This window comes from Candidatus Lariskella endosymbiont of Epinotia ramella (assembly GCF_964019805.1).
Taxonomy (GTDB): domain Bacteria; phylum Pseudomonadota; class Alphaproteobacteria; order Rickettsiales; family Midichloriaceae; genus Lariskella.
The window spans coordinates 1,563,450-1,576,070 of sequence record NZ_OZ026472.1 but is presented as its reverse complement, the minus strand read 5'-3'; the positions used below and the strand labels follow the sequence as shown (position 1 = coordinate 1,576,070).

Sequence of the window (12,621 nt, the reverse complement as noted above, 5' to 3'; positions counted from 1 at the left end):
ATAAACTGATAGTTCATTTATGAACAAACAAATTATGTAATAATGAAATAAATAATGTCGAGAAAAATACTAATAGATGCATCTTATAAAGATGAAATTAGGCTAGTTGTTGTAGATAATGGTTTGGTGATAGCTTTTGAATACCAAGGCAGAGAAAAGAGATCTATAAAGGGAAATATCTATCTAGCTAAGGTAACCAGAATAGAACCATCTTTACAGGCAGCCTTTGTTGAATACGGAGCAGAGAAGCAAGGGTTTTTACCATTTGAAGATATACATTGTGAGTATTACCAGTTACCGGCTGCAGAAAAAAAAGAGCTTATAGAGTCTACAAATAAAGTTAAAAGTCAACAGGAAGATGCAGCAGGTAGCAAAACAGATATTTTGCTGAAACCAGTTGTGCATCACAAGTATAAGATACAAGATGTAATAAAGAAAGACCAAGTGCTCCTGGTACAGGCATTAAAGGAAGAAAGAGGCAATAAAGGAGCTAGTATGACAACATACATAACGCTATCAGGGCGTTATTGTATTGTAATGCCTAATGCCGCTCAGTCTATTGGTGTCTCTAGGAAAATCTCTGATACGGACGAAAGAGAACGCCTTAAAAGCCTTGCTTATGAATTGCATGAGCAAAACAACAACTTAAGTGTGATTATCAGAACTGCTGGTGAATATAGAGCAAAGATCGATATAAAGAGAGATTTTGGTTACTTAAAAAAACTGTGGAATAGCATCAAAAGCCATGCATCATCTGCTAGTACACCTGCTTTTATTTATGAAGAAAGTAATGTCGTACGTAAGGCAATAAGAGATTTTTACAGCGTTGAGGTAGATGAAATAGTTGTTTCAGGCAATGAAGTATATGAAAATGCGCTTGAATTCATGAGTGGTATACTGCCAAAATACATTGGAAAATTGAAGCAATATCAAGATAATGTGCCGATCTTTACCAAGTATAAAGTTGAAGAGCAACTAGCAAGTCTCTATGATAATAGAGTTTCTCTTCACTCTGGTGGCTATATAGTTATCAACCAAGCTGAAGCTTTAGTTGCAATAGACGTAAATTCAGGCAAATCAACTGCTGAAAGAAGTGTAGAGAATACAGCTTTAAAAACAAATCTTGAGGCTGCCACTGAAATTGCAAGACAGCTAAGACTTAGAGATCTATCAGGCCTGATTGTGATCGACTTCATAGATATGAATGAATTTGATCATAGAAAAGCCGTTGAAAGAGCTATTAAGGATGCGACTGCACACGATAGAGCTAGAGTGCAAATAGGGAAGATAAGCGAATTTGGACTGCTTGAGATGTCAAGACAACATCTAAAACAAAGCTTTACTGAAGCACATCTCCTAGAATGTTCATACTGTAGTGGCAGGGGAAGAATTAGACCGCTGAATGCAACTGCTATTGCGATATTAAGGGCGATAGAGGGAGAAATTACAGAAGAACAATGTCAGACAATTGAAGTAATGACCTCTAGAGATCTTGCTATGCATCTATTAAATACAAAGCGCCGTGAGATATTATCTATTGAGCAAAAATACAATATTAATGTTCACGTTCAGATAGATGAGTCAGCTGGTGCTGATGGCTTTTTCATAGAAAGAAAAGTGAATAACATAAAACAGGCTGGGCCTATGTCTTTCCTTGATTACAGCACTCCACAAATAGAGGCAATAAATGTAGAGGAAACCGAAAGCAAACAAAACTTAGGCGAAAAATCCAAAAAGAAAGGGCCTAAAAGGAGAAAGATCAATCCCAATCAATATGGCAATAATCCACAAAATTCTGATAGTACTGCACGTGCCATAGAAAAAGCACAAGACAAAGTAAACACTGTTGCAGAAATAGAAAACTCTTCAGATAGCTCTAATAATACAGCAGTAGTTGGCAAAATTGTTGATAAACGCAATAGGGATAGAAGACGCAAATTTTTACCTAGACCGCAATATCAAGCCGGCAACAGATATAAGCCGCATGGTATAGTTGAAGCTGATGTTTCGAAAAGATCAACAGGAAACGTTATCACTACGGATGATAGCTCAATACTTAAAAAAATATGGAAGAAAATAACAGAATAAAATGCGGCATTTTAAGCAATGTTACAAAATACAGAGAAAAATTATGAGAGCACTGCCTATCTTCTTAGTAGACTATTTCATGGTTACATAAAACCATACTCATCACAACTTTTGATGGCGATCTTCTGTATGATAGTAGTAGCTTGTACTACAGCTGTACAAGCATGGTTGATACAGCCTATATTAGACAGTATCTTTGTACAAAAAGAAATCAAGATGCTTTATATTATACCAGCTATAGTTTTTCTAAATAGCGTAGTTAAAGGCATTGCCTCTTTTTATGAAGACGTATTTATCAAAAGAACTGAACAGAAGATATTAGCTGATATACAGCTACATCTTTATTCGCACTTGATGTATGCTGATACAAAATTCTTGATAGAATATTCTTCAGGTCATCTAGTTTCTCATATGACTAGTGATATAAATGCAATGAAGCGTAGTGTTGCTGAAGTTTTAACGGGGATATCAAAAGAATTTCTTACTATTATAGGCTTAATATGCATTATGTTTTATCAAAGTGTGAACCTGGCATTAATAGCTTTCTTTATATTTCCAATGGCTTTTTATCCAATAATACAACTTGGAAAAAAAATGCATCAAATTGCATATAGTATGCAAGAAGAAATTGGTCGCTTTATAATAAGGCTTGATGAAACTTTTCAAAATACATCAATTATTAAATCATACTGTAGAGAGGAGTATGAAATTGCAAGAGCAAAGAAGGCAATGCAGAGGTTTTTGGATCTCTATAATAAGGGTGTTTATATAGAGTCAGCATCTTCTCCTATCATGGATACACTTGGTGGCATAGCAATTGTTGTTGTTATATGTTATGGTGGTTCTCAAGTGATAGGTGGCTCTACAACGCCAGGAGCTTTCTTCTCATTTATAGCGGCACTTTTGATGTCATATAGACCTCTGAAAATAGTTTCAAAACTAAATTCAGTATTTCAAAGTGGTCTTGCAGCTTCTAGAAGATTGTTTGTGATTTTGGATGCTAAACAAGAGATAGTAAGTGATCCAAACAAGCAAAATGCGAACTTTAAAAGTTTCAACATCAAATTTCATGATGTACATTTTTCATATAAATCAGAGCAAAAAATTCTTGATGGTTTTTATATGGATATACCAGAAGGGAAAACTGTTGCGCTCGTTGGAGAATCTGGCGTTGGAAAATCTACGGTTCTTAGTCTTCTTCAGAGACTTTATGATGCAGAATCCGGTTTGATCACAATAGATGGAATCGATATACAAAATATAAAAATCTCTTCTTTGCGCAATTCAATCGCGCTTGTTAGCCAAGATGTAGCGTTGTTTGATGATACCATATTAGAAAATATTAGATATGGAAGGCTGAATGCTAGTTACAATGAAATTATTGAAGCTGCGACAGCTGCTGCTGCACATGATTTCATAATAAACACGCAGCTTGGGTATAATACACAGATCGGGCAAAGTGGTATAAAATTATCCGGGGGGCAACGTCAAAGAATTGCTATAGCAAGAGCTATATTGAAGAATGCACCCATCTTAATGTTAGATGAAGCAACTAGTGCTCTGGATGCAATCTCAGAAAAACAGATTAGGTCAGCATTGGATTATCTAAAAAAAGGACGCACCACAATTGTTATAGCTCATAGGTTGTCTACTATAGAAACTGCCGATATAATATATGTGTTTGCAGATGGAAGAGTCGTAGAGCATGGAACTCATAAAGTACTGCTAGAAAAATCTGGAGCATATGCAAGATTGTATAAGCAATATAGAGAAGTACAGGTTATATAGCTAAGCTTTAACCTTTATTTCTTTTTATTTGAAACACAAATTATGGGTTAGCAATATGGTATGTATTAGGCACTGCCGGTAAAGTCACCTGCGCTAACCTTTTTGACTTGATTTTCAAGGTATTACGCGTTAATTTATTTGCAAATATATATAATTATTTGACTCAGAAATTAACTTGCGCTCTAAAAAATCATGCCATTCAAATTCATGCGCCTGCACTTACTTAAGGCAGGCTAGCAATAGAGTGATTTTTAGCCTTTAATTGATAAAGCAATTACAGTAGAAATGATATGAATAAAAGCATTGACTGGTGACTTATGCTTTGAATGTTTGAGCTGAAAAATAAATTTATGATATCTTTTTTCATTAGATCTCTTTCGAAGCTCTACTTCCTTTGTGAGAACTGGTGCGTTGATTTCGTGGCTCGGATCCTCAATGTTATCAAATACACTCTGGTCCTTTCTTACGGCCTAAATCTCCTGCCATTTCTCTGCTAGAAGCTAGTTTCGAAAGAGGTCTATTGGTAGGTTCGATTGTTGTTACAAACTTATCTATATTCTGGCAACCTTGCTTAATCCATAATGCGGGTTTATAGGATTTATAGTCTCATGCTTATTGATTTAGAGCGATAAAGTTTTAAAATATGTTTTTTAACACGCATAAGCAAAGTAGTATAGGAACGTCGTTATTTTGGAAATTATATACTAGTCATACTTTGCAAATTAGCGCATTGTAATACTAAATTACCACACAAATTCTTCCTAGCGCTTTTTGAAGTCTAATTTCGTATGTGTGCAAGTTAAATACCAACTCTTCATTTACAGAGGTATATATACCAATGCATCTTAGTATAGAGCAAAAGGATCTAAGAAAGTTATGCATTTATAGAAGCTTGCATAGAGGATGTAAGGAACTTGACATAATTATGGAAGGCTATATCAAATCTAGATTAAATAACTTTTCAGAAGGAGATCTATTGCTATATTCCAAATTATTGGAAATGGAAGATAGTGTAATATATGACTATATACTTGGGACGACTCAAGTTCCATTTGAACATAATAATGAAGTGATGCAAGATTTCATAGAATTTGCAAGATTTTTTAAATGTGTTTAATTGGCTTGTTTTTTGATACTTGGGTTAGCTAGTCCAGTGTTTAAAAGCATTCAGCAAGTGCTAAAATGATAAAATATCACTACAAATTAAAGCGGATGCAGAAGCTCAAGGTCTTACTCGTACGCTTGCATTCTAAAACGAAGTGCAACAATCCTATTTTCCGATTGCCATGCTATTATAAAGTAGCTACGAGATAGAGATATCATGCAGTGACCATTACGACGTTTATGAAAAATTTAGGATTGCTAAAAAGCACTATTCTACTAAGGCAGAAACGTCTTTAGTGGAATCATTCAACTCATTAATACGGCACTATTTCGCCAGGTTTCATCGTAAAACCAAACGTTACAGCAAGGCCATAGATATGATCTTCAATTCCATCTTAAAAAGACTTGCTGACATCTATCTTTAGTTAGCAATGCCACAATGCCGCCGAATCCTAGGCTAATTTTTGCACATTTCACTTCTCCACAAAAATTGATTTGTTTGCGTATATAAATTTTTGGCGGACTAGCTGTTTGGTCCCTTGAAGTAATGGTTTGGATTAATGATAAAATAGTTCGGTATAATAATTGCTGATTTTTGAATCTATAGGTATTTCTGGATGAAATGTTGCGCCATATATGGTATGTTTTGCGGATCCAGGAATCGCTTGTGAGACGAAAATTGGACTGCCATTATATGTATCTATAACCCTTACTTTCTTTCCTAGAGAAGTTATGCCAGGTGCTCTGATGAATGACACTTGCTGTCCACTGTCAGATAACATCACACCACTTGCGTTTTGTCTGCCATAACAGTTGCGCTCAACTTCAAGATCTAGAAGACCAATTCCATTCACAAGCTGTGACTTATATGATGATAGTAATATTAGGCCTGCACATGTACCAAAAATGATTTTTCCAGCCTTAGCAAAATTCTTTATTTCGTCGAAAATATCATGTTCAATGCAGTATTTATACTGCGCTGAGCTTTCTCCACCTGGCATTATTAAAGCATCAAGATCTTGCCTGAAATCATCTTTGCTTCTGACATAGCAACATTTAAGCCCAAGCGTTTTAAGGGTGGTTATATGCAGATGCCCTGCACCTTGATAACCCATTACTCCTATGTACATCTTTTAATTACTAAAAAATTATGTCAGGTTTCATATGAAAATTGATATACTAGTCATGCTTGTCAAAATTAGCGCCTCTTAAAGACTGCTTGTGATATATTGATAACATGCACTTTCGGGGCAGCGCCTACTAATGCAACACCAACTTATCATTTATCAGAAGTATATAAGCAACTTATGAAAGATTAATGCAGCAAGGAGGACCATGATGGATCCGATGCATACATCGGTGTCGACATCAATCTTTCATTATATCCTGTTAGATCTATTGCATATAGATTAGAAGCTCCATTTGGCTTTTGTCTTGTAAACATTATCACTCTTCCATTTGGTGACCAAGTTGGGCCTTCGTCCATCCAGCTTGTTGTAAGAAGTCTTTCACCACTTCCATCCATTCTCATAACACCTATATAGAAAGTTCCTTCTTCCTTTTTAGTGAAAGCTATAAAATCACCTCTAGGAGACCACACAGGAGTATTATAAGAACCTGCGCCTTGACTGATCTTCATGACATTGCTTCCATCTCTATTCATGACATATATCTGAGGCTTACCGTTCATGTCAGAGCTAAATGTTATATGCTTTCCATCTGGTGAATAGCAAGGGGATGTACTAATTGTTCCTATGTCACCAGTCAATCTGCGTACATAACCTGTATAAAGGTTCATTTCATATATACTAGTTGAACCATTCATTGCAATAGAAAATATAACATGAGAATCATCAGGTGAGAATCTGGGAGCAAATGCAATCCCTGGTAAATGTCCAACTAGCCTCTGTACTCCAGTTGCCAAATTTAGCATGTATATATGTGTTCTTTTTCCGTAATATCCGACGTAAATAGCATGTCTACTCTTAGAATCAAATCTTGGGGTGATAACAATTGACTTTCCATCAGTCAAAACTCTATAATTTGCACCATCTTGGTCCATAATAGATAATTTTTTGACTTTTTTATAAGCGGGGCCAGATTCAGATACGAATAATATCTTGGTGTCAAAATATCCAGATTCTCCTGTTAGTTTGTTATAAACAACATCAGCAATTCTATGAGCATATTTTCTCCACATAGAACGGCCAAACTTATATTCTATTCCTTCAATTTGTTTTTCTGCATATGGATCCCAAACTTTGAACTGCACTTTCGCGTAATCGCCTGTAATACTTACAGAGCCCACTACTAAAACAGTAGCATTTATCTTACGCCAATTTGATAGATTTGGGCGCTGTGACATTGATGGTCTTTCTAGGAAGGCCGCTCTATCTATTGCTCTGAATAGTCCAGATCCTTGCAAGTCATTTACTATCACGTCATGTATTTCTCTGCCAATATCTTTTTCTTCCCAAGTTTGTCCATCAAAGGAATCTATTGCTATTGGCATAGGTTCAGCATTTCCTTCATTGACCCCAACTTTTAGCAGAGCAACTGCTGTAGAATAGTGCAAAACAATGATAAAGAACGCAACAGCTAAGAGTTGCGATTGAATCAGTTTAGCAGCTAAATTGAGCTTCTTCTGTCCACTTATAAGCATATCAAATTATGTTCAAGAATGTTTTATAAAAGCAACTTATGGATTGTACTAAATTTATAATCGTCGATCAAGAGCACTATATGCTCGCATCATAGAGAAATTTTTCTAATTTAATATCCTCATGATGTAAACTACTAGTAAATATGTGTTAAAAAACATAGCGCACATATGCAATAAAGAAAATGCTTTCTTGTATTTTTCGAACATGCTGCTGCCTATATATGAAACAATAAACAGTCCTGGAATTGTTGCCATACCAAAAATGAACATAGCCCATGCTGCAAGTAAAGAATTATCTGTTGCAGATAGAGCAAGGCTTATATTTGCATAAACCAGTCCACAAGGGATGAGGCCAAGTATCATACCAAGAATAAGACCTTTGATATTATAAGGGCTTATGTGTTTTACAGAGATTTTATTAACAAGACTAGCTTCTAGAAATTTTATTGCTCTGCGCATGCTGGAAATTTCCGTACGTCCTATATATTGACTAAGGCCTTTAGAATATACACTTTCTGATATCACAGATAGCGCTGCACTAATTCCAGATTTTATGAAAAAAAACATAGCCAGACAAAGTACTAAAGCTCCAAAGTACTGGAAAAATGGATAAGATCTAAAATGTATAGATATTATTGAAGCGAAAAGTGTGAGGATCGAATAAGTTATGGCTTTACCAATGTAGTAAGGTGCCGCTGCTGCGCTTTTGATTTTATTCAATTCTGACATCTGAGAATTTGGTATAAGCATCATGCGCATACTCATTTGGCTGATTGCTATAGGGCCACACATCCATATACAGTGTGAGAAACTACCTGCTAGCCCGGAGAAAAATAATGTTGTGCAGAGCTGTAGATAAGTGGGATCTAAAGTATTTAAGACTAGCTGACTATCGTGACAGTGCATGGCAAAATCTCCAAACATGAAATGTATAGTAGAAAAACAAAAGTGTGACAGTACAACTAAAATTATTTAGATTGTAGGTATCACTTGGCTTTTGTGACATTATTAATAGTATTTTCATCGTTACTCCTATATTTAAGCAACATACTATGTCGATTTTGCGAATTCAGACATGTAATTCATGTTTCACATTCTGTTGTTATTAAGAAAGCACTAGTTTTCTGATGATATTGACTGAAGGTATCATATATAAGCTTTTTCATTATGATACTTGCTTATTCGAATGGAGTTCCAAGTACACATTACTTCCAGACTTATCACTTTACAGTGCATTAGCACATCTTAAAATTGAGATGTAACACTGAAAGATTGAAAATCCAAGATATTTCAAGTAACTTTTTATTGTTAATACCAATGCTTCATTGACCTGCGATATACTCTAAAAATCATGCCATCAAAGTCTTAACACAACACACAAGCACTTTGTGAGGCTTCTGCTATGCAAAATCGTTGCATTTTATATTTCGAAAATTTTAAGAAAGCTGCTCATGACTTAGTTTTCCAAACAGTTCATGCGAGCTGCCAAGTATTTTATAATTGGTAGCTCGTGCGTGAAATACAAGTAGTGAAACAGTAGTTTCAATATAAGTCTTTCAAAGACTTATCACTAGTACAGCTAAACTCAAATCTCATCTTAAATTTTCTAAAAAATACACAGTATATGCTGTCAAGAAGATATAATATTAGATTTCTTCTTCAAACGTTGTTCCAGTCAAGCAATTGCTTTGTCACTGCCTTTGCTAAAGATGCTCATGTACTTCTTATACACTGCGCTTCCTCGCGCTTTCCTATGTTCTTTGCACTTGTTTGACTAGAAGCAAGTTTTAAGAAGAAGTCTATTATTAACTATACAACTAGTGTGTTTTTTCGATGTGCGGATTATATATGAAATAAAAATATTTTCAAGCAATCAAAATTTATATTTTTTTTAGTGAGTTCGCAAATCATTTGCGCAATATCGAGCTTTCCTGATTAAAAATTTCGCCTAAAAATCCAGGAGTCAACAATGACAATGGGTTAATTGTAATTTGCACTTCTTTATCTAAATTTCCAGAAACGTAAAAATTTGTGGATATTACTCCATTGTCCTTTCCACCAGAAACTAAATTTCCTATTATTGGTATGCTTTGTATTACTGTGTTTACTATGTTAGTTGGAACCAAGACTCCCGCAGCTTTTATGAGTTTTGTTTTGTGATTTATAACGCTTGATCCTTTAACACGTAATATTGGACCGCTCACTCTACATTCTTTGAAGTATATAGCTGGAAATTCATATTCTAAATCACATGATAGTTTATCAAATCCCATACCTTTGCCACTTACAAAGTCACCAAGGCCCTTAAAAGATGCAGAAGTGACCGCTACCATGCTTAAGAATTTAGCGAGCAAAGGGGTGTTGCTAACGTGGAACTTTTCTATAAGAAATTTACCTTGTAGTGACTGATTATTGAGTAATTCAGCTTTAAATTCCAAGCTGCCGTTTGATATACGGTCATATATACCAAAGGCTTTCAGTATACTTCCTGCATCATTAGATATCACCGCAATGGTTGGATATCTATAAAATATATTTACATATCCGGTTTTTGCAAAGCTTCCTCTTACATGGAAATCATTGCACATTTCAAGCGTACAACTCATAGATATTGTAGGTGCAATCAATTCTACTCCAGATTTCAGTATTGCTTTTTTAAAATCAGTTGTTAACTCAAATATTTTCGTTCTGGAATTTTTAGTAACGTTATCTACTTTAGTAAAATTAGCTGTGCTGAGATCTAGTACATTTCCTTTTAGATGTAGCTTTTCAGCTTTTGTCGATGCATCATAATTAAATGACATGCTATGACCATGTAAGAGTGAATTCTGAGATTTTATTAAAATGGAGCTAGTCAGGTCTTCAGAAATAATCCCATCTCCTTCGCTTTGAAGGTCTGGTAAAGTGAGCTGATACTTTATATCAAATAGACTTTTTGTTGTCGGCTGATTTTTGACAGTCACATTCATTTGTCCATAAACACCTATACTTTTGTGCACACCTATAATTCCTAGGTCTATATGTGAATTCTGTAAATCGATACCTATATTATATAATGCATCATTTGCTTTAATAGTGCCTGAAGCGTTAATTTTGACAGTGCCACTTATAAAATCTGGAACGTAAATGTTTGCTTGTCTGAAGGTATGAACGTTTGCACTAGAGGTGCACTGTATTGATATATCTAGATCATCTGTGACTAGATACTTAACATTTACCGCTGCTGGAAGTGCGTTATTGATTATTGCGCTTGGAGAATTTATATCCAAAGCTCCACCGATGAATGATAGATTTACTTCTTTAGCGCTCAAATGATAATTCCCAGCGACTTTCGGTGTGCTGGTATTAAATGATTTGCCCACTATTTGCATATGCATTGTATCAAGACTTACTTCATCATCAAATGGAACAAAGAATTTTAGATTTACTTCAGAATTTCCCTTATATCCGATTAACTTTTCATTCTGCTTCCCCGCGTGTAAAAAGCCTATATTAATTAGATTTTGCAGAGGGCCAGATACTTTTGCTGCAATAGTAAGACCAACCCCATTATATTGTTGATTGGTATCTTTAGTTGGTTGTAAATTCTCTGCTAGTACTTGTTTTGGAAAGTAGTTTATTGTTGCTATTAAATCTTTAACTTTGCTACCAAGGAATGATACTTCTTCTGATTTGACTTCAACATCATTTGCTGAAATTATAACTCTACTATTAGCAAGACTCAGTTCTGGAATTTGCTCCATATACTTAAGCTTAGCATCATTTAAATCAAACGTAGCGATTACAGTATCTTTTGATATGACACCTGATAAAAGCTGAGGCAAATCAAAAAAGCATTCCACTCTAGCATTTTTCACGAGGCCATTTTTTAAGTGTTGTTGTAACCAATCTCGAACTATTCCTGCTGCTGGTTTAGGCCAATATTGATATAACTTGGAAACTTCCAAATCATTGATTTGTATAGATCCAACTATTACGTCATTTGAGCTCTTATTAAAAGTACCATTTAGATTTAAATCTCCAGCTTTAATCATGAATTGATCTATGAGAATATTAGTATAATTGCCTGAGCACCTTGCTGACATTGCAAAATCTTCAACTTTTATGTCTTGCTCGAATATTAGTCCTTTTTTTAGAAACCTTGGGAAATTTACTATGGAAAATTGGATTGTGTCCAATCCATAGTTATCATCTATAATGAAATTAAATATGCCATCGAAATAGTATTTCATCTCCTCCGCTATTTCTTTTGGAAAGATCACATGAGCTATCATATGTGGGGAAATGTTTTTAAATTCGCCGCGTACGTAAAGTGCATTCAATCTACTGGTATCTAAATATGCTGACAATATTACGTGGTCATTTGCTATATGCCCATCTAGATAAAGTTGTAGAGAAGTGAGTCCATTATATGTAATTGGTTCTATAACTATTTTATTTAGTACCAGAGATAATGGTTGTGCGCCTTGTTTTAATGTAAATTTTATTTCAATGCCATTCAAAGCATTAGACACTTCTTCTGAAATGTTGCCAATTTTTTGAAATGCAGCAGATGCATTATGTCCTATCAGATGTTGAAAATTCGTTATGTGCTTAGGGTGTGTGTGAAGCACGTCTTCAAATTTGAATCCGATCTCGCCGCTAATATCTATAGATTTTACAAAATTGTTGGCTGTACCGAAACTGCCTAGAAACCCCAATATATCTAATGAAAGACCAATACTTGGGACAAAGACTTCGCTTTTTTCTCCGAAAGCGCAATGTACCTGCTGAAATTCAGCATATAATTCAGATTCTTGCTTATTCCAAGAAATATTTACACTATTTATGTTAAGCTGTACAAACTCCAGTTGCTTACTGATGTAACTGCTAATATACCTTGAGAGCATAGGTATATTTCTTATTCCTGTATAAATATACAGGAATAATGCAAATGAGAACAATGTACACAGTAAAGGAATATATAATAAAGACTTTAG

At 34.9% G+C, this 12,621-nt stretch carries 8 protein-coding genes; 4 read left to right on the top strand and 4 right to left on the bottom strand.

The window, feature by feature from the left end; genetic code table 11:
• The first annotated feature begins 54 nt into the window (after positions 1–54).
• The 4 genes from AACL20_RS06755 (at position 55) to AACL20_RS07070 (ending at position 5,405) form a co-directional block, all read left to right on the top strand.
• The gene (locus AACL20_RS06755; protein ID WP_339052137.1) at positions 55–2,088 is read left to right on the top strand and encodes an Rne/Rng family ribonuclease; all 2,034 of its coding nucleotides are present in this window, start codon (positions 55–57) and stop codon (positions 2,086–2,088) included.
• A gap of 18 nt (positions 2,089–2,106) precedes the next feature.
• Positions 2,107–3,876, top strand: a complete 1,770-nt coding sequence (locus AACL20_RS06750; RefSeq protein ID WP_339052136.1) for an ABC transporter ATP-binding protein — start codon at positions 2,107–2,109, stop codon at positions 3,874–3,876.
• Between the two features lie 838 nt (positions 3,877–4,714).
• Positions 4,715–4,993, top strand: coding sequence for a succinate dehydrogenase assembly factor 2 (locus AACL20_RS06745; RefSeq protein WP_339052701.1), 279 nt, complete (start codon positions 4,715–4,717; stop codon positions 4,991–4,993).
• Between the two features lie 193 nt (positions 4,994–5,186).
• Positions 5,187–5,405: a hypothetical protein gene (locus AACL20_RS07070; protein WP_410519942.1), complete on the top strand. Its 219-nt coding sequence runs from the start codon at positions 5,187–5,189 to the stop codon at positions 5,403–5,405.
• Between the two features lie 132 nt (positions 5,406–5,537).
• Here AACL20_RS07070 and pdxT read toward each other — a convergent pair whose 3' ends face one another.
• The 4 genes from pdxT to AACL20_RS06725 form a co-directional block, all read right to left on the bottom strand.
• Positions 5,538–6,110 carry a pyridoxal 5'-phosphate synthase glutaminase subunit PdxT gene (gene pdxT, locus AACL20_RS06740; protein WP_339052135.1) on the bottom strand — a complete coding sequence of 191 codons (573 nt, stop codon included), beginning with the start codon at positions 6,108–6,110 and terminating at the stop codon, positions 5,538–5,540.
• Positions 6,111–6,295: 185 nt separating this feature from the next.
• A complete protein-coding gene (tolB, locus tag AACL20_RS06735; RefSeq protein WP_339052134.1) occupies positions 6,296–7,642 on the bottom strand; it encodes a Tol-Pal system beta propeller repeat protein TolB in 1,347 nt (448 codons plus the stop codon).
• Between the two features lie 105 nt (positions 7,643–7,747).
• Positions 7,748–8,548 carry a sulfite exporter TauE/SafE family protein gene (locus tag AACL20_RS06730; RefSeq protein WP_339052700.1) on the bottom strand — a complete coding sequence of 267 codons (801 nt, stop codon included), beginning with the start codon at positions 8,546–8,548 and terminating at the stop codon, positions 7,748–7,750.
• Positions 8,549–9,549: 1,001 nt separating this feature from the next.
• Positions 9,550–12,531 carry an AsmA-like C-terminal domain-containing protein gene (locus tag AACL20_RS06725; protein ID WP_339052133.1) on the bottom strand — a complete coding sequence of 994 codons (2,982 nt, stop codon included), beginning with the start codon at positions 12,529–12,531 and terminating at the stop codon, positions 9,550–9,552.
• Positions 12,532–12,621: the final 90 nt, after the last annotated feature.